Raw genomic sequence first — 18,322 nt, 5'->3', positions numbered from 1 at the left:
ATATTTAAGCTTCGAACTTAAACCAGATTATGAAATCAATTCTCACTATTTTATTAATATTATCCTGTTCTGTAATTCTAGCTCAAAAGAAGGTTTTGGAGCATTCAGATTTTGAAATCTGGAATTCTATAAAAAACAAATCTATTTCCCCGGATGGTAATTATATTATGTATTCCCTTGAAATGGGAGAAGCGGATCAGTATTTGAAAATAAAGGACAGTAAGGCAAATATTGTGTTTCAATATGACCGAGGTTCAAAAGGTCGGTTTACCTATGATTCTAACTATGCCGTTTTTACCATTAATGCCTGGAAAGATAGTGTGCTGGCAATGAAAAAACGCAAAATAAAAAAGAAGGATTTGCCGAAGGACAGCCTGGGTATATTAGATCTAAAAAATAATTTGCTCATCAAAATAGGCAATGTAAAATCGTACAAGATACCTGAAAAATGGGATGGCTATTTAGCTATTCAATTGGAGGAAATAAAGAAAGAAAAGGACACTACAGAAGAAAAGGAAAAGGATGTTAATGATAAAAAGAAAAAGGTTGGGAAAAAGAATGGCTATCACTTGCTGGTTCAGAATATACAAACAGCGCAAAAGGATACCTTTAAATTTGTTACAGATTATGTATTTGCAAAAGAGGGTAAGCGATTAGCTTTTACCTCTACTGGAGAAGATAAAAAAGATAGCTCCAGCGTTTATATACTAGATTTTGAAATACCCAGCCTGGCACAAGTTCATACTGCTAAAAAAGCAAAGTACTATCAGTTAAATTTTAGCGAATCTGGTAATAATCTGGGTTTTATTGTTGACAATGATACTACCAAAGTACAGGAAAGACCAACTGAGTTATATCTATGGCGTAAAGGGCAGGATAAGGCCCAAAGAATAGCCGAAGCCTCTTTGACTCCGAACGCATACCATCCCTCTTCTAACGCAGAGCTTTTATTTTCGAAAGATGAATCGAAATTGTTTTTTGGCTTGTCGAAACCACAAATTATTAAGGATACAATGCTTACAGAAGACGAAATTGTAAATGTTGAAGTATGGACATATAATGAGCCCAGGCTATATACTGTGCAAGAATTGCAACTTAAAAAAGATACTATCCAGTCATTCAAGTCGGTAGTACTCCTAAAAGATGATTTCAGAATTGTCCAACTGGGTTCAGAATCATTTCCAGAAGTCGAGCTAGGAGATGAAGGAAATGCGAAGTTTGCATTGATAAAGAGATCAGAGCCTTATGACCTGGAAAGGCAATGGACTGGAAGAAGGGCACGTGATTACACTATTATAAATACTTTAACGGGTAAGTCTAAAGAGGTACTTACCAAAGTTTCGGGAGAAGTAAACTTAAGCCCGGGAGGTAAATTTATTTATGGTTATAATTCTATGACGGAAACCTGGTTTGTTTACAACATTGAAAGAGACGCTTATTTGGATTTGACCAAAGGCAAAGTTTTTTATGATGAACTACATGATTCCCCCAGTCCCCCTGAACCTTATGGTGCTGCTGGTTGGACTGAAAATGATCAAGCTTTACTTCTGTATGATCGTTTTGATATATGGAAATTTGATCCTAACTCTGGTTTAGCTGATCGATTAACAAATGGCAGGGAAACTGTGACCAGGTATCGTTATGTGTCACTAGACAAAGAAGTAAGGTATATGGACACCAATAAAAAATGGTTGTTTACTACTTTTAAAGAAACCGATAAGAGTGGTGGATATACCAAATTTAGCCCCAAAGATAAAACCTTAAAAACTTTACTAAAAGGGCCTTTTCGTTATAGAAATCCAATAAAAGCTCAATTAGATGATGCGCTTATTTATACCAGAGAGTCTTTTAAAGAGTTTCCTGATATTCGTTTCTCTGATCTCAGCTTTAAAAACGTAAAGATTATTTCCGATGCAAATCCCCAGCAAAATAATTATAATTGGGGTACTGTAGAATTAGTTAACTGGACCTCTTTGGATGGGGATGAATTAACAGGGATGTTGGTAAAACCTGAAAATTTTGACCCGACAAAGAAATACCCAATGATCGTAAATTTTTATGAAAAGAGTACTGACAGGTTAAATTATCACAGGGCGCCAAACCCGGGACGTTCCACTATAAACTATAGTTTTTACGCCAGCAGAGGATATCTTATTTTTAATCCGGATGTGAACTACCGCATAGGTTATCCGGGAGAAAGTGCATATAACTGTGTAATACCCGGAATTACATCCTTAATAGAAAAAGGTTTTGTGGATAAGGATAATATTGGTGTACAAGGTCACAGTTGGGGAGGATATCAAATAGCCTATCTGGTGACAAAAACTGATATTTTTAAAGCAGCTGAAGCAGGAGCTCCAGTACCTAATATGATTAGTGCCTATGGTGGAATCCGATGGTGGACCGGCTTAAGCAGACAGTTTCAATATGAACATACGCAGAGTAGGATAGGAGGGACACCATGGGAATATCCGATCAGATATATGGAGAACTCACCCATCTTTAATATTGATAAAATTAATACTCCTCTTTTAATTATGCACAATGACGCGGATGGTCATGTACCATGGTATCAGGGTATTGAGTTCTTTGTAAGTTTAAGACGATTGGGTAAGCCATCCTGGTTCCTCAATTATAACGGAGAACCACACTGGCCGCTAAAATTACAAAACCGCAAAGATTTTAATATTAGAATGGCCCAGTTTTTCGATCATTATTTAAAAGGCGCTGAATTGCCCGTATGGATGGATCGAGGAGTCCCGGCAATAGAAAAAGGGGTAAACCAGGGATATGAATTAATGAAAAGTTCTGATGGAAATTAGATAAGAGTATTTAGGCAAGTATGCTTTCATGACCGGAGTCTTTAACAAAAAGACAGGAACTGTTGGTGCTTAAGGTCATTTCCTTAACAAATTCAAATCTTAGATTTTCGTCCATCCCAAAAATATTAAGGTCCGCCGAAGGTGCGTTTGCCACCGTATCCTTAAAATTTCCGACTCTAACTTCAGTAAGTGTTTCGGGTAAACGGGCCAGGTTAATCAACAATTTCAGAAACTTCTGGGCATTCTCTCTTTCTTCTTCGTTTTTTATAACAATAATCAATCGAATTTTTGCCTCCCAATTTTTTTTAAGTTTATACGCAATTAAGACAGACAAGTCTAAATTACCAATATCCCATCCCATATCCCAGTTGTTAGTCCGGTCACTGACCCAGACGTTAATCATGTTTCTTCTACCTAATAATGCCGTAGGGTGCGATGAGTATAATAAAACCCCAATTTCCAGACGGATAGATTCTTTAATAACTGGTCTAATCTCCGTTTCATAATTGTCATGCTGCTGTAGATTCAAAAAAACAATATTAGGTCTAAAGAAAGCTCCTTTTAAAGCCTGATTACCATAATTAACCCCTTTTGCAAAATCATCAGTTTTAATTACTGTCCATGAAGAAAAAACATCTTTAATTCTAAAGGCTTCTGAAAGAGAAGAAAGTTCTTTGTCCAACTTACTATCTGCCTCGTTTGGCTCTATTCCCAAGAGCTTTATAGATCCTTTGGGTCTGGCAATATTCCTTAAAAACTGAAAATTCCCTTTTGCACCTACCACATCTCTTACCGGGACCATCAGGTTTGGTTTCCATGCCCTTTGCTGCATGGTTTTCATGCCCCAGGTATGCTTGGCCGCCCATTCTGCAAATGAAACAAAGAGCCCCGACCTAACATCTTCAAAAGGCGTTTCAATGTTTTGTCGGGATAAAAACCAATAGACCACGAAAACAATACTGATGGATATAAGACTAATCGTTGGGTTAATAATAAACATTGCTAATACCGAGGATGCTAAACCTATCCAGGGAACCCATTTATTTATCTTAAACAGCGGCCTGTAACTTATTAACCCCAAATTTTGTTCAATAATTACAACAACATTTATCATTGCATAAGTAATAAGAAAGAATAGCGTTACTAGAGGTGCCACTGCATTAAGGTCGCGAAGTAACATGGTAATAAAAATCATAATACCGGTTACTATCATTGCGTTTCTGGGCTGACCGTTTGCACTTTGCCCTGCAAGAAATTTACCATAGGGCAATACCCGGTGTTCCCCCATAGCAAAAAGGATACGAGAGGAGCCAACAAGAGAGGCCAGGGCAGAAGAGAAGGTGGCACCAAGGATACCTGCAATTATTAAGGGTCCAAAATAAGCCTTGTCAATTATAATATTATAGTTAGAGATTAATTCCTGTTCGGTAGCAGATCGAGCTAACCAAAAGGCTAAAACCATATAGATTACAAAGCTTATCCCAATTGCCCATAAAGTGCCCAAAGGAATACTCTTATTGGGATGTTTTAACTCACCAGACATATTGGCTCCGGCCATAATACCGGTTGAAGCCGGAAAAAACACGGCAAACACAATCCAGAAAGTACTGCCACTAAAATCATTTTCGGGTGAGCCCTGAAATGTTCCCCATCTGATAGCATCTTCCGTTGGAATGGTCATGGATCCATAATATGCAGCCATAACTATAGATATGAGCGAAAGAATAATAATACCCATTATAAAGAATTGAGTTTTAATTGCGAGGTCTGCACTTATGTATGCTATGGTTAGTAAAATTCCAAACACAATTATATCAATCAAAAAAGGGATATGATGTGGAAAAATACCAAGCCAGCCTTCTCTAAAACCAAAGATATACATGGTAACAGCCAGGCCCTGGGAAACATAACGCGGAATACCAAGGCTTCCACCCACTTCCAGTCCCAGTGCCTGCGAAATTATAGCATAAGCACCACCCGCGCCGATACGAATATTGGTTGTAATCGCTGACATGGATAAGGCCGTAGTCAAGGTAATAAGAAATGAAACAATAATTATTAACCAGGCCCCCAGAAGTCCTGCATTACCAACAACCCAACCCATTCTCAGGTACATTATTACACCAAGAATAGTTAAAAGAGTGGGGGTGAATACACCTGCAAATGTCCCAAATTTCTTACCGTTGGTTGGTTGTGTTTCCATAGTACAATAAGTAATTCATAATTTGTGCAGAAGATAACAATTATGCACCAATTATGGATAAATTTTATAAGGCAGAATACAAACTATAAGTTTCAAAACAAAGATTGATATTTTCTTTCGATCAGTAAACAGCGATATTCGGACAGTTATTCGCTATGTTCGTCCTTTTGGTGTTGGTACTTCTTAACGGATTATTTTTATTCGCAGCCATAACCATTTAAATTTCAAATATGAAAAATGTATTACTTATTGCCCTGATGCTTTTTGTAGCTATGGGTTTTTCTCAAAAAAACAACGGCAAAGTATTTAATGAACATCCGGCTATTGATATAGTCAATGGTATGCTTGAAGCATTCTTTGCGGGGGATACCGCTAAAGTGGCCTCATACCTGGCAGAAGATTTTAAATCTTATAACGGTACAGGCATTAATAAAGATAACAAAGGTAACTCTAAGAAGCAGTTTGTGGGCCAATCTAAATTTTGGAAGGAAAACCTTTCCTATATTTCGTTTAAACCCACTAGTGGTGCCTATCCTGACGCTATTGAATATAAAGATGGTGGAATCTGGGTTCAGACTTGGAATCATTTAAAGGCCATGCATAATACAACCGGAGTAAAAATTGATATGCCAACCCACCGGTTGTTTAAGTTGAATGATGACAATAAAATAGAAACCATGATCAATTATTTTAATGAACGTGTTTTCTCGGAAATAAGACAAAGCTTTGAAGATAGAAAAAACGGGACCATTTATAATCATCATGACAATATTAATTCAGTTCGGAAGATGATGAATGCCTTTGAAAATATGGACCTTGAAACTGCCTATAGCTTTTTTAAGGAAGATGCCCGCTTTAATTCTTTAGAATTGCCTGATGGAGAAACCATGAGCCTTGAAGAAGTAAAAGAACGCAATAGTAAAATCATGGAAGATTTTGAGATAAGCAGTATAGACGTTGTTGGCTATCCGGATTATCTGGAATACGATTTGCGTGATGGCAGAGCGGTACAATCCTGGTGGAAATTTAGAATGACAAGAAAAGCTGACGGCAAAAAAATAATTCTCCCTGCCTTATATATTCACGACTTTGATGAAGACGGTAAGATTGTCAGATCTAGTTCATATATAAGTACCAAGGTTCTCGAGGCAAAGTAAATTAACCTACCTAAAAAACCCTTAAAAGAGCGCTATATGCGCTCTTTTTTGATTTCTGTACTCCTGAAGGTAAAAACGTAAAAAAATCTATTCAATTTTAAATTATAAAACACTTATAACCAGTATTTTATACATTAGACACAACCCTATAAAAATTGCATTGAATAGGCTTGACACGTCATGTATTACATCGAAAAAATAACGAAAAATGCAATTCTTACTTTTAAAATAAGGAAATTAGCACTTTAAAATGGTATGGATTAATAGAAAATAATTATTTCATAATACTTCTCATACAAAATCATATCCCCTTATGAAAATTAAACTTTTATCCACTTTTATCGTTCTGGCGTCACTGTTTTATTTAGGTTGCTCTGAAGACTTGAGCACGGAGGAAAACATGGGCAGACTTACAGTGCATTTAACGGATGCTCCATTTCCCTATGATCTAATCGCAGAGGCTAATGTTACTATTTTTAAGGTAGAAGCACGTTATAAAGGCGATTCGATGGAAGGTGATGAGAATACTGAAGATGATGGTAATTCTTTTATAGTTTTAATGGAAGAAGAAAGGGACTTTAATCTGTTAAGCCTAACTAATGGAATTACTGAGACATTAGCAGATATTGATGTTCCTGCAGGTTCATATGATCTTATCCGAATTTATGTCAAAGGGGTTAATGTTGTCCTTAAAGACGAATCTAAATATGATTTAAAAGTGCCTAGTGGGGAACAAACTGGTATTAAGGTATTTATTAAACCTTCAATTGTAGTAAGTGGGGAATTAAGTTCAGATTTACTTTTAGACTTTGACGTAGGCAGATCTTTTATACCAAAGGGAAATATCAAAAACATTTCTGGTATTAATGGGTTTAACTTTAAACCTGTTATCAAAGCAAGTAATCTGTCTTTTGCAGGTACTCTAACAGGATTGGTTTCAACTATGATGGAAGGCGAGATAATTGGGTTAGAGAATGCTACGGTATCTGTATTTGAAACAGGCACTACAGTTGATCCTATTATGACCGCTCCTACAGATGAGAATGGTAATTATACCGTAATGGGGCTTAATGCAGGTTCATATGACGTGATGGTAGAACTCGAAGGGTATGAATCACAAATTGTGGAAGAAGTAACTATTGTGGCTGGGAATAAAATAATTCAAGACTTTGATTTGGTTCCTGTGCCATAAGGAACAGTGGTTAAGTCCGAAAGGCGGAATAGTGATATTCCGCCTTTTTTATTAGAAACACCTAACTAAGCGTTTACTTCAAATTCAGAATTCCATTCTTTATAATTGGTAAAAATCACTATTTTAGTTTGTAAAAGGCTGTAAACCCATGAATTAAGTTCTTTGGTTTTGCTTATATTTTCAATTATGAAAGTTGCTATATACAACGAATTTCAGGGGCCAATTTCAATAGCAAATGTCAGTGATCCAAACCCTTCAGAGTTTGGTGTGGTTATTAAAGTAGAAGCCTGCGGTTTATGCCTTAGTGACTGGCATGGCTGGATGGGACACGACCCGGACATTGTATTGCCGCATGTTCCGGGTCATGAGTTGTCTGGTACCATAATTGAGATAGGCAGGAATGTCAAAAATTGGTCTGAAGGTCAACGAGTCACTGTCCCCTTCGTTGGTGGATGTGGATCCTGTACTTATTGCCTCGAAGGTAATCAACAGGTTTGTGACTTTCAGTTTCAACCGGGGTTTACAGCCTGGGGCTCTTTTGCGGAATATGTTGCGATTGATTATGCGGATGTAAACCTGGTAGAGTTACCCGATGAGATGAATTTCCTTGAAGCTGCAGGATTGGGCTGTAGGTTTATTACCGCATACCGCGGTGTTAGGGAGCAGGGTAAATTAACCTCAGATCAAACTATTGCAGTTCATGGATGTGGTGGGGTAGGACTTTCTGCAATTCAAATTGCGAAAGGTATTGGAGCAAGGGTCATTGCTATCGATATAAGTGATGAAAAATGTAAGCTGGCCAGGGAACTTGGTGCCGACTTTATCATTAATGCGACTACAACGGATGTAGTACAGGCCATAAAAGAATTAAGCAAAGGAGGTGTGCATGTCTCTATGGATGCCTTAGGTCATAGTACAACCTGCTTAAATTCTATCAACGGACTTCGGAAGCGAGGGAAACATATCCAGATAGGGTTAATGACAGAATCACATGCTGCACTTCCAATACCAATGCCCCTGGTTGTGGCAAACGAATTGGAGATCCTGGGAAGTCACGGGATGCAGGCCCATAAATATCCGGAAATGTTTAATTTTATTAGTACAACCGGAATTATTTTGGGTAATATGATTACGAAAACTATTTCCCTGCAAGAAGTACCTTTTCACTTACCAAAGATGCATCAAAATAGTTCATCAGGAATTACAGTAGTCAATTCTTTTTAATATAGTTTGGCGTGCATTTGTTAAGTCCATTAAAATAAATCCTCTCAATATAAATTCTATCTTTGTCAAATCCGATATATTGTCACATAAAAAGCTAACTGCCATAACATATGAAATCATTTACAATTCAGGAAATTAATGCGATTCTCGAAGGAGAACTTGTGGGAAATACAGATCAAAAGATATTAGGTTTAGAAGAAATTGATAAAGCAGGAAATTCGCAAATCACTTTCATTGGGAGTAGAAAATATGCTCAAAAATGGGAAAATTCCAAGGCAGCAGCGGCAATTATTAACGAAGGACTCAAAGCTGAGCCACGAGAAAACAAGGCGCTGATTAAAGTCAAAAATGCCGATTTAGCAATGGCGAAGTTATTGGAAGTTTTTATTAAGGAAACACCGCATTTTGATGTTGATATACATCCTACTGCTGTAATTCATGAAACAGCCATAATAGGTGAAGGAAGTAAAATAGGAGCAGGGTGTTATATAGGAAAAGATGTTGTTTTGGGAGCAGCGGTTATTATATATCCTAATGTTACTATTCTGGATGAAACTACAATTGGTGCTCATACAGTTATATGGTCTGGTACAGTTATTAGGGAACGGACTGAGATAGGTGCTTACTGCATTTTTCAAAATAACGTTAGTATTGGTGGTGATGGCTTTGGATATCGTCCGAGGGAAGATGGACGAGGGCTGGTAAAAATTCCACATATCGGGAATGTGGTTATTGGGAATGACGTGGAAATTGGAGCAAATTCATCGGTTGACCGTGCAAAATTCAGTTCCACTATATTAGGCGACGGTTGTAAGATTGATAACCAGGTTCAGATTGCACATAATTGTATTTTAGGGCGTTCTTGTATCATGGCAGGTGCCAGTGGATTAGCCGGATCTGTGACCCTGGGAGATGGAGTAGTTATTGGCGGTAGTGCATCGATAAAAGATCATACTACCATTCATTCCGGTGCGACAGTAGGTGCAGGTTCTGGAGTTTTGGCAGACGTACCGGCCGGCAAAACTGTATTGGGCTATCCCGCTGCAGATGCCCGGGAGAAGCTTAAGGAATGGGTAGCCACCCGTAATTTGATTAAGTAAAAGGCGAAGCTAATTTTTGGTATATAATGAATACCTGAAGAAATTATTTAAGCAAGAAAAGGTACGAGCTGTTGTAGAGAATTAAAAAAATCTCGACATGAAAAAAATTGAACTATTATTCTTGATAATGCTGCTTGTTATTAGCAATATCCTGTTGGCTCAAGAAAAGCCAAATGTTGTGCTAATTTTTATGGACAACTATGGTTGGGGAGAACCTGGTTGCTATGGTGGAGGAATACTAAGGGGAGCACCTTCACCTAACATTGACAAACTTGCAGACCAGGGAATGAAACTACTTAACTTTAACGTTGAGGCGCAGTGTACTCCAAGTCGTGCCGCTATTCTTACAGGACGCTATGCTATTCGAACAGGGAATGCAAGTATTCCCATAGAAACTCCTGTATATGGACTAACACAGTGGGAATATACAATGGCAGAGTTATTTTCTGATGCAGGTTATTCAACAGGGATGTTTGGCAAGTGGCATCTCGGACATACAGAAGGAAGATACCCAACTGACCAAGGATTTGATGAATGGTACGGTATTCCAAATTCTAGCGATGAAAGCGCTTGGCCGGATGACACTAGATTTAGAGATGGAGTTCATCCATTTGCTGTTTCTGAATACACAATGGAAGGAAAAAAAGGAGAACAACCTAAAAAAATTAAAAAATACAATACTGAAGCACGCAAATCTATTGATGGTGTAATAACACAAAAATCTCTTGATTTTATGGAAAGAAAAGCTAAAGCTAAAGAGCCTTTCTTCGTTTTCATTCCTTACACTCAAACGCACATGCCTGTGATCCCTTCTGATGAATTCAGGGGCATCTCTACTAATGGTGATTTTGCCGATGTGCTTGTGCAAACAGACAATTACGTTGGCCAATTAATGAAAAAGGTTGAAAACTTAGGAATTAAAGAGAATACAATTTTCATTTTTACATCTGATAATGGTCCTGACCCAACAACGCCACATTCGAGTTTTTCTGGTCCTTGGAGTGGTTCTTACTTTACTGGAAAAGAGGGATCCCTAAGAGTTCCATTCATCATCAGGTGGCCAGGAAAAATTCAAGCAGGGAGTTCATCTAATGAAATTGTCCACGAAATGGATTTAATGCCTACGTTTTCAAATATCATTAATCACCAATTACCCGAAGACAGAATTATAGATGGTATTGACCAAACTGATTTTTTCATGGGGAAGCAAGATACTTCAAACAGAGAATCCGTGATAGTTTATGTGGGAAATGAATTATATGGAGTTAAATGGAGAAACTACAAAATGATGAGCAAAGAAATAGATAAAGCCTTTGCTGACCCAACCAGAAGCTATGGAGTTCCATTAATTTACGATTTGCACGTTGACCCAAAAGAAGAAAATCCTTTGAACTCTCAATGGTATCACAATGGCTGGATACGTTGGCCTGCCGGAGATGTGTTGGTAAAACATCTAGCAACCTTTGCGAAAGAACCACCTATTAGAGCAGGAACTACTGACCCATATCAACCAAAGAAATAAAACTATCCATAACATTGTATAAAGGGCAATAAAACGCCCTTTTTACATACCGTTATTTATAATAGCCGGTAATGCCCCATTGTTAAGATGTTTACTTATTCTAATTCAGGCCAGTACACCGCGATCTTTTTTCTTAGAAAAGCTACACTTCGCACTAACTGATCCATTCCGTCCACGCCGTCTTCTATGCTGATCCACCCATCAAAATTTACTCTTTTCAACTCTGTGAAAATGGCGTCATAGTCATTTAAACCTTTGCCAATTTCTCCATGACGAAGTCTTTTAGCATAACCCAAAACACCGTCTTCCTCATTTCGGAGATCATCTAAGGTTCCTTCAAGAAGATAGCGATCACTTGCATGCATGGTTACTACTCTGGAGGAAACTCTTTTCAATAATTCCATAGGGTCTTCCCCTGCCAGAAAGGCATTACTGGGATCATAATTAACCCCAAAATTAGGATGGTCTAGATAAGACACAAGCTTACAAAAAACCTCCATTTTCTGTGCAAATTCAGGATACTCCCAAAAATCATCTTTGTAGTGGTTTTCTAAAATTAAAGTAATTCCTAGTTCGCTGGCATAGGGTAAACAGGCTTCAATACTTTCTGCAGCCAACTTTATTCCTTTTTCCATAGATAACTCCGGACGTTTTTGGCCAGAAAGGACCCGACAATAAGATGCGCCCAGGGCGTGTGACATTGCAATCCAGTTTTTTTGCTTTTTGATTTCGTTTTGCCGGAAAGATTTATCAGGGTGAGTAAAATCTGGCGAACAACAGAGCATTGGAATCTCTTTTCCCTTTTCTTCCACTCTTTTTCGGAATAATTCCCAATTAGAGTTATCTGCCATTTCCAGGAAACCCGCATACCATTCCAAACCATCGACCTCCAAAGACGCAGCTAAATCAATCCACTCCGCTACTTTCATAGCACCTGTTTTACAAAGATCTTGCATATAGGCTTTAGGGAATACGGCTAATTTCGGCACTTTTTGTTTTATTTATGATGCTATTTATTGCGAAATCCGCTCCAATTCTTTGGTAGATTGCGGCCTATCATAGGGAATTGTTCCAGCTCTAGTACCTGACCACTAACAGGGCCGCATTCATCGGATAATAAATAAATAGCTCCGGATGCTATCTCTTGTGGCTCAAAAATACGTTGGGCTGGCGCAAACAGGTTTGGTAATTCTTTATACCAATCATCATTCATTCCCTGTTGCTTCTGGTTTATTTTTTCGTTTTCTGTCAACACCCATCCCGGATTAATTTGATTCACACGTACCCCGTGATCACGAAACAAACTATCCCCAAGATTTCGACTTAGGGTCATCAAAGCACCTTTAGATATGCTATATGCCAATAAATTAGGTTCTCCGCTCCAGGCGTTTATAGATCCAATATTTAGCACACAGCCATTGGTTTCCTCAAGGTGTGGTAAAGCAGCCTGAATTATTGCAAATGGCGCCAGGGTATTTATGGCCAGCATCTTTCTCATAAAAGAAAGATCTGTAGTATTAATATTTGAAGAAACGATCATTGCAGCATTATTGACCACAGCATCCAGTTTGCCAAACTTCTTAACAGCCTCATTTACCAAAATTTGTGGAGTATCCTCTTTTGTTATATCCATGGTAATTGCAACGGCACTGTTAATGCCTAATTCCTCCACCAATTCCTGGCCCTTTTCATTGCGTAATCCATTTAAAAGGACTTGAGCACCTTCTTTCACGCATGCCCTTGCAATGGCTCGCCCAATGCCGGTATAACCTCCGGTAATTAGAATAACTTTGTTCTTTAAACGCATACTTTTTTAATTAGGTTTCAAAATACTCTTTACCACTTTTCCGGAATGCATGGCTTCAAAGGCTTCATTCCATTGCTCCAAAGGCCATATGCCGCCAATTATTGGTTTTACATCCAATCGACCTGTTGCCATTAAGGAAAGTACCTTCTCCCATATGGGCCAGTTATGGCTAAAACTGCCTTGCAAAGTCACATTTTTTTGTACAAGGGGATCAAGCGAGTAATTAAAAGGTTGGGGCCCCCAACCAACTTTAGTGATATGTCCATTAGGCCTTACCCATTTTAGCGCCAAATTAAGGGTTTCGCTTACCCCTGCTGCATCAATAGCACAATCCACCCCAAGGCCATCACGTTCAAGTGCCCATTGAGTAGCATCACCCACAATTATATCAAAACCGTATTGCTTGGCAATTGATAATCTCTCAGCGTCTTTTTTCAGACCAACCAAAGCCACATGGGCTCCACATAATTGAGCCATAGCCGCACACAATATTCCTATTGTCCCGGGGCCCAAAACAATAACACGGTCGCCGGGACGTATTTTTGAATTGGTTATTACAGCATTATAGGCAACCGAGCAGGGCTCAGTTAAACAAGCCTGTTCAAAAGATAGATTTTCAGGTACGCTATGAAGACATCTTGCTGGAACCTTAACAAATTTGGTCATTGCCCCGTTGACTCCGTACCCAAACCCCTTTCGATCTGGGTCCAGATTGTAGAGCCCCTGTCTGGACAGTGGACTTTGGGCATTTATAACTGCAGCAGTTTCACTCACTACGGCATCACCTTCTTTCCAATCCTTGATACCTTTACCAATTTCAGCAATATGGCCTCCAAATTCATGTCCAAGAACGACAGGGTAATTTACAGGCCAGCTGTGATCTGCTGTCCACTGGTGCAAATCACTCCCGCAAACCCCTACATTAGCCACTTCAAGGAGAACTTCGTCATCACTGATAGCAGGCCTGTTTATTTCTCTGATTTCTACACTACCTTTTTCCGGAGCATAGTTCACAACGGCAATAGAGTTCATTTAACTATTTATTTATCTTTAATATACGGTTGATTATCATATATCCTCGTATGCGTGTATTCTGTCACATATTAGTTTTAATGATGCTTCAAGATCTCCATCGGCGGTTCTAAATGATTCGGCATCTATGGTTAAAGGAGCTCCCAGAACAACAAGGGGAGCCCCGTATTCGGGACAACGAATGGCTTGCTCCAAAGATAGGCCACCTACCGCTTGCACAGGTACATTCACTGCAGCTACCACCTCTCGCAACTGATCAAGAGGACTTGGCATGGAAAAACCCTGAGCGGCTATCCCTCTACGTTCATCATAACCGATGTGATGAATGACATAATCGCAACCAAGTTCTTCCAATCGTAGGGCACCAGCCACCATATCCGGACAGCCAAGATTATCGCCCATTATTTGTATTCCAAAATCTTTTCCTGCTTCAACAACAATCTTAATGGTTTCTTCATGTGCCCTGGCCATGACCACTACATGGGTAGCGCCGGCCTTTGCCATCATTTCGGCCTCCAGGTAACCCCCATCCATAGTTTTCAGGTCTGCCACAATGGGTACACCCGGAAAGTTTTCACGTAATTTTTTTACGCCGTGCAACCCTTCAGCCAATAGTAGGGGAGTCCCTGCCTCCAGCCAATCCACACCAGCCCTCATTGCCAATGCGGCAGTTTCTAAAGCCTCATCAATATTTGTAAGATCTAAGGATATTTGTACTATGGGTTTCATATCTGCTTAGAGTTCCTTTAATTTTATATTTCTGTATTCTACCTTCATTGGTGGCCCCACGTGTACCTGTAAGCCTAGAAAGCCAGAAGATTTCCGGTTAATTGAATCCAGATCAGTTACCTCACTCATTAATATTTCATTTATAAAATGCTGCATACGATTGTCTTTAATTATTAAATGGCAGCTATTCCAATCTTCTGTTTTAATCTTGGATTTTAAACTGTCTGTGTTCCCAAGATATTCTGTTACCTCCCTGTTCTGCCAGGCATTGTTTTTCACATTTGCCCACAGAGAACCTGGTTCATGTGGGCTTTCTTGCGATTTAATTAACACTTTTTCTCCCCTATAAGCGAGGGTGGTGCGTTTTCTTTCTTCATAATTCTGACCCGTATAGGTGTTTTTGCCATCAATATCGGCCTGATATCCCTTTAGGGCATAAGGAATAGTGTCAAGGCGTTCACTTCGATAATTAATACCACTGTTCCCGGCCTCAGCAATGCGAAATTCCAACTTTAGTTCAAAATCTGAAGGCTGCCCGCCCTGCCAAATAATAAAAGTATTGCTTTCCAAAGGTGTTTCGGGCGTGACTTCTCCAATCAGTACGCCATTAGATGCACGCCAGTATGCCGTGTCTCCTTCCCAGTTATCTAAAGACTTACCATCAAATATTGGAATAAACTCCTCCATTGAGTTTGAAAGAAATATGGCTTCCTCTTTGGACTGTTGGTGCTGTTTTTCTTTACAGGAATGAAAACACCATGACAAACATAAACATAGCAATACGGTCAAGGATAAACGATGTAATCTAGTGGTTATAAAACTCATAAGGCTACTTAAATTAACTAAATAAAACTAGTGCCTAAAAAATATCAGTCTGTGGCTTAAAAGTTGTATTTAAAAATACACATTTACAAAACAATATGCATTCTGTTTTTCAATAAACAAATAGACTATGGAATATCTTTAAATGCCAGCTAATTTATGAGCGATATTTGCAGTAAAGAACAAGCTTTCCATCCCTTTTAATTGTAAATTAAAATGCAAGGTGTTATCTTCGCAATAGTTTAATGAGATGACTACCGACCTATAGTAACTATCGCTCTGGCTAATTTTTTGGAGTATTCACAGTTCCACACTTACTTTTCCAAGCGCTCATTTCTTAATCAAGCTTCTTTTTAAACTAAACTATAATATCCAAATAAAAAATATTAATGGCAAGATCGCAACAAACTTATAGCAAAGGCGAAAAAGAAAAAAAGCGTCTCAAAAAGCGGGAGGATAAACAAAAGAAGAAAGAAGCACGCAAAGCAGCCGCCAAAGAAAAGGGTGGTGGTATTGAATTTGCTTATGTAGATCATAATGGGAATTTAACAGATACTCCTCCGGATCCTTCTCTGAAAGTGGAAATTGAGGCTGAAGATATTATCCTTGGTATTCCAAAGAAGGAAGAAGGCGATATAGAGGAGGTAGATCCTGTAAGAAAGGGCAAAGTGTCATTTTTTGATTCATCTAAAGGGTTTGGCTTTATCATTGATTCTGAAAACAATGAAAAATATTTCTGTCATGTAAGTGGCTTGATCGATGAGATTGTAGAAAATGATAAGGTGTCATTTGAACTGGAAAAAGGGATGAAAGGGCTTAATGCCGTTCGGGTAAAGAAAGTTTAACTTCAGACTTTCTTCTAAAAACATCCATTTCCCCATTTATTTTTAAATTTTCTTGATTTAATTGTGATTTTTTAGTGTTTGGCTTTACTAATAGTTAAATAGTAAATACAACACAAGATGAAATCAAACAATAAGTATTCAGATTTTATAGAATTGATCTGTAAGTTCTATCAATGTGAGGTTCGCATGTTTAAAAGAATCTTAGGTATAAAATAGGCTCTTCACATTTTGCCACCTCTTTCGCGGGCATATTCGGTATTCTTTCTTCAAGATTTATTCAGCAAATACCAATAATTAACTTCTATCCCATTTTTGTAGTAGCCCATATTAAGGTCTAAGGTCATTGCAAAACAATTACTTCGATTTATGTTATGATGTTGTAACAAAAAAGAAACCTGGACGTCTATTAAGTGTACATCAATCAAAAAACGATCATCATGAGAACACTTGACATGAATTATATTAAACGGACCTTAAATTATCATATGGGTTATGGATGGAGTATGAGTAGAAGTCATTCTTCAAAAAGAACAAAAAGAAATAACATTACTTCTTATATCTAATATATCATGAGAAGATTATTTCTAATAGCTATCACGGCAATAACAATAGCCTCCTGTTCCAAAGATGATTATACGGGATCAGGAAATGCGATTTCAGAATTCAGAGACGTAAATCTATTTACCAAAATTAGTAGTGAAGGGACTTTTGTAGTTAATATAACTCAGGGGCCGACACAATCTCTGGAAATTATAGCTGATGACAATATTATTAGCAGAGTAAGAACCACAGTTTCCGATGGCCGATTAAAGATATACCTGGAAGATGGTAATTACAAAAACACCTATTTGGAAGCCAATATTACGGTGGCAGATCTAAATGAAATAAAAAACGAAGGTACAGGAGATATTACTGTATTCGAATTACAAAGTTCCGGGACTATGGAAATTGAGAATATAGGGACTGGAAATATAGCCGTTGCCGGTTACACAGATAACTTAACTATTCTCAATGTAGGCTCCGGAACCATTAATGGCGCAGAGTTTATGGCGGCCAATGTAGAATTACGTATTGAAGGCTCAGGAGATTGTGAAGTCTATTGCACAGAGAGTTTAAACGTGAATATTGAAGGCAGTGGTAATGTTTATTACAAAGGCAGTCCCTCTGTAACTATAGATATATCCGGCTCGGGACAGGTTATTCCTATGAATTGAATTGTTCACATGTCGCAGTGAGATTTGTCAAAAGTTTTACTTCCCCCGGCGACAAATTTTCTAAAGACATATCCCCTATACGGATCCTGATTAGACGTAGAGTTGGGAAACCAACTGCCGCGGTCATTTTACGAACCTGCCTAAATTTACCCTCAGTAAGCGTAATACTAATCCAGCTGGTTGGCCTGTGCCGTCCTATTCGAAGTTTCTTATCGGCCTCAGGAAAGTTTGGCAGCGTACTTAATTTCTGTGTCTTACAAGCTTTGGTAAGGTATCGTTTTCCTTCAAATCCAATTTCAACGCCTTTACGCAAAAGAGTAAGCGCTTCAATTGTTATTTCCCCGTCCAGTTGTGCATAATACTCTTTTTCTAAACCGGAGCGATTTATATCATCGCATAGTTTGCCATCTGTGGTAAGAAGAAGCAGACCTTCGGATTTCTCATCTAGTCGACCTATTGGCATCACGCCTTTAGGAAAATCATAAAGCTCATTTAAAAACTTCTTTTTCCGTAATTCCCTTGGGTTTTTAGAATTAAGCTGACTTATTATACCACAGGGTTTATAAAGCTTAAAGTGTAGTGCTATATTATCCATTTGAGTTGGCAAGGTAACAAAGTCTTGTTGCACGTGTGTCTCGTCTCAATTTATTATT

The 18,322-nt window shown here is 38.4% G+C and carries 16 protein-coding genes; 9 read left to right on the top strand and 7 right to left on the bottom strand.

Features of this window, described 5'->3' with window-relative positions:
• Window positions 1-29 precede the first annotated feature (29 nt).
• A complete protein-coding gene (locus ABJH90_RS02720; RefSeq protein ID WP_348142090.1) occupies window positions 30-2,822 on the top strand; it encodes a prolyl oligopeptidase family serine peptidase in 2,793 nt (930 codons plus the stop codon).
• A 10-nt stretch (window positions 2,823-2,832) separates the two neighbouring features.
• Here the strand turns inward: ABJH90_RS02720 and ABJH90_RS02715 are convergent, their stop codons facing one another.
• A complete protein-coding gene (locus ABJH90_RS02715; protein ID WP_348142087.1) occupies window positions 2,833-5,025 on the bottom strand; it encodes an amino acid permease in 2,193 nt (730 codons plus the stop codon).
• 230 nt (window positions 5,026-5,255) lie between these two features.
• Between ABJH90_RS02715 and ABJH90_RS02710 the strand changes: the two genes are divergently transcribed.
• From ABJH90_RS02710 to ABJH90_RS02690, 5 genes are all read left to right on the top strand, one after another.
• Entirely contained in the window at window positions 5,256-6,182 is a 927-nt protein-coding gene (locus ABJH90_RS02710; RefSeq protein WP_348142084.1) for a nuclear transport factor 2 family protein, read from the top strand.
• A 313-nt stretch (window positions 6,183-6,495) separates the two neighbouring features.
• Window positions 6,496-7,374 carry a DUF4382 domain-containing protein gene (locus ABJH90_RS02705; protein WP_348142081.1) on the top strand — a complete coding sequence of 293 codons (879 nt, stop codon included), beginning with the start codon at window positions 6,496-6,498 and terminating at the stop codon, window positions 7,372-7,374.
• 186 nt (window positions 7,375-7,560) lie between these two features.
• On the top strand, window positions 7,561-8,598 hold the full coding sequence (locus ABJH90_RS02700) for a zinc-dependent alcohol dehydrogenase family protein (protein ID WP_348142078.1): 1,038 nt from the start codon (window positions 7,561-7,563) through the stop codon (window positions 8,596-8,598).
• Window positions 8,599-8,708: 110 nt separating this feature from the next.
• Complete coding sequence (lpxD, locus tag ABJH90_RS02695) at window positions 8,709-9,698, top strand: UDP-3-O-(3-hydroxymyristoyl)glucosamine N-acyltransferase (protein ID WP_348142075.1); 990 nt, start codon at window positions 8,709-8,711, stop codon at window positions 9,696-9,698.
• 97 nt (window positions 9,699-9,795) lie between these two features.
• A complete protein-coding gene (locus ABJH90_RS02690) occupies window positions 9,796-11,220 on the top strand; it encodes an arylsulfatase (protein WP_348142072.1) in 1,425 nt (474 codons plus the stop codon).
• A 95-nt stretch (window positions 11,221-11,315) separates the two neighbouring features.
• Here the strand turns inward: ABJH90_RS02690 and ABJH90_RS02685 are convergent, their stop codons facing one another.
• The 5 genes from ABJH90_RS02685 to ABJH90_RS02665 form a co-directional block, all read right to left on the bottom strand.
• Window positions 11,316-12,149 carry a sugar phosphate isomerase/epimerase family protein gene (locus ABJH90_RS02685; protein WP_348142069.1) on the bottom strand — a complete coding sequence of 278 codons (834 nt, stop codon included), beginning with the start codon at window positions 12,147-12,149 and terminating at the stop codon, window positions 11,316-11,318.
• Window positions 12,150-12,229: 80 nt separating this feature from the next.
• On the bottom strand, window positions 12,230-13,027 hold the full coding sequence (locus tag ABJH90_RS02680) for an SDR family oxidoreductase (protein WP_348142066.1): 798 nt from the start codon (window positions 13,025-13,027) through the stop codon (window positions 12,230-12,232).
• Between the two features lie 6 nt (window positions 13,028-13,033).
• Window positions 13,034-14,059 carry a zinc-binding dehydrogenase gene (locus ABJH90_RS02675; RefSeq protein ID WP_348142064.1) on the bottom strand — a complete coding sequence of 342 codons (1,026 nt, stop codon included), beginning with the start codon at window positions 14,057-14,059 and terminating at the stop codon, window positions 13,034-13,036.
• Between the two features lie 36 nt (window positions 14,060-14,095).
• Window positions 14,096-14,788, bottom strand: a complete 693-nt coding sequence (locus tag ABJH90_RS02670; RefSeq protein WP_348142061.1) for an orotidine 5'-phosphate decarboxylase / HUMPS family protein — start codon at window positions 14,786-14,788, stop codon at window positions 14,096-14,098.
• Between the two features lie 6 nt (window positions 14,789-14,794).
• Complete coding sequence (locus tag ABJH90_RS02665) at window positions 14,795-15,613, bottom strand: DUF1080 domain-containing protein (protein ID WP_348142058.1); 819 nt, start codon at window positions 15,611-15,613, stop codon at window positions 14,795-14,797.
• 386 nt (window positions 15,614-15,999) lie between these two features.
• On the opposite strand from ABJH90_RS02665, the gene ABJH90_RS02660 reads away from it, so the two are divergent.
• The 3 genes from ABJH90_RS02660 to ABJH90_RS02650 all read left to right on the top strand — a co-directional run bounded on the left by ABJH90_RS02660 (window position 16,000) and on the right by ABJH90_RS02650 (window position 17,669).
• A complete protein-coding gene (locus ABJH90_RS02660; RefSeq protein WP_348142055.1) occupies window positions 16,000-16,455 on the top strand; it encodes a cold shock domain-containing protein in 456 nt (151 codons plus the stop codon).
• A gap of 437 nt (window positions 16,456-16,892) precedes the next feature.
• Window positions 16,893-17,018 carry a hypothetical protein gene (locus ABJH90_RS02655; RefSeq protein WP_348142052.1) on the top strand — a complete coding sequence of 42 codons (126 nt, stop codon included), beginning with the start codon at window positions 16,893-16,895 and terminating at the stop codon, window positions 17,016-17,018.
• Window positions 17,019-17,024: 6 nt separating this feature from the next.
• Window positions 17,025-17,669 (top strand): head GIN domain-containing protein, encoded by a 645-nt coding sequence (locus ABJH90_RS02650; protein WP_348142049.1) that lies wholly within the window; start codon window positions 17,025-17,027, stop codon window positions 17,667-17,669.
• On the opposite strand, the gene ABJH90_RS02645 is transcribed toward ABJH90_RS02650, so the two are convergent.
• The gene (locus ABJH90_RS02645) at window positions 17,659-18,264 is read right to left on the bottom strand and encodes a pseudouridine synthase (RefSeq protein WP_348142046.1); all 606 of its coding nucleotides are present in this window, start codon (window positions 18,262-18,264) and stop codon (window positions 17,659-17,661) included. The two genes, ABJH90_RS02650 and ABJH90_RS02645, sit on opposite strands and share 11 nt — an antisense overlap.
• Window positions 18,265-18,322: the final 58 nt, after the last annotated feature.

The organism is Eudoraea sp. (assembly GCF_039969275.1).
Taxonomy (GTDB): Bacteria; Bacteroidota; Bacteroidia; order Flavobacteriales; family Flavobacteriaceae; genus Eudoraea.
This window is presented reverse-complemented; position numbering and strand designations above follow the sequence as displayed.

Bases quoted from the DNA above. Each gene is read 5' to 3' on its own strand.
- ABJH90_RS02720 (WP_348142090.1), top strand. From the start codon at position 30: ATGAAATCAATTCTCACTATTTTATTAATATTATCCTGTTCTGTAATT.
- ABJH90_RS02715 (WP_348142087.1), bottom strand. From the start codon at position 5,025: ATGGAAACACAACCAACCAACGGTAAGAAATTTGGGACATTTGCAGGT.
- ABJH90_RS02710 (WP_348142084.1), top strand. From the start codon at position 5,256: ATGAAAAATGTATTACTTATTGCCCTGATGCTTTTTGTAGCTATGGGT.
- ABJH90_RS02705 (WP_348142081.1), top strand. From the start codon at position 6,496: ATGAAAATTAAACTTTTATCCACTTTTATCGTTCTGGCGTCACTGTTT.
- ABJH90_RS02700 (WP_348142078.1), top strand. From the start codon at position 7,561: ATGAAAGTTGCTATATACAACGAATTTCAGGGGCCAATTTCAATAGCA.
- lpxD (WP_348142075.1), top strand. From the start codon at position 8,709: ATGAAATCATTTACAATTCAGGAAATTAATGCGATTCTCGAAGGAGAA.
- ABJH90_RS02690 (WP_348142072.1), top strand. From the start codon at position 9,796: ATGAAAAAAATTGAACTATTATTCTTGATAATGCTGCTTGTTATTAGC.
- ABJH90_RS02685 (WP_348142069.1), bottom strand. From the start codon at position 12,149: ATGAAAGTAGCGGAGTGGATTGATTTAGCTGCGTCTTTGGAGGTCGAT.
- ABJH90_RS02680 (WP_348142066.1), bottom strand. From the start codon at position 13,027: ATGCGTTTAAAGAACAAAGTTATTCTAATTACCGGAGGTTATACCGGC.
- ABJH90_RS02675 (WP_348142064.1), bottom strand. From the start codon at position 14,059: ATGAACTCTATTGCCGTTGTGAACTATGCTCCGGAAAAAGGTAGTGTA.
- ABJH90_RS02670 (WP_348142061.1), bottom strand. From the start codon at position 14,788: ATGAAACCCATAGTACAAATATCCTTAGATCTTACAAATATTGATGAG.
- ABJH90_RS02665 (WP_348142058.1), bottom strand. From the start codon at position 15,613: ATGAGTTTTATAACCACTAGATTACATCGTTTATCCTTGACCGTATTG.
- ABJH90_RS02660 (WP_348142055.1), top strand. From the start codon at position 16,000: ATGGCAAGATCGCAACAAACTTATAGCAAAGGCGAAAAAGAAAAAAAG.
- ABJH90_RS02655 (WP_348142052.1), top strand. From the start codon at position 16,893: ATGAGAACACTTGACATGAATTATATTAAACGGACCTTAAATTATCAT.
- ABJH90_RS02650 (WP_348142049.1), top strand. From the start codon at position 17,025: ATGAGAAGATTATTTCTAATAGCTATCACGGCAATAACAATAGCCTCC.
- ABJH90_RS02645 (WP_348142046.1), bottom strand. From the start codon at position 18,264: ATGGATAATATAGCACTACACTTTAAGCTTTATAAACCCTGTGGTATA.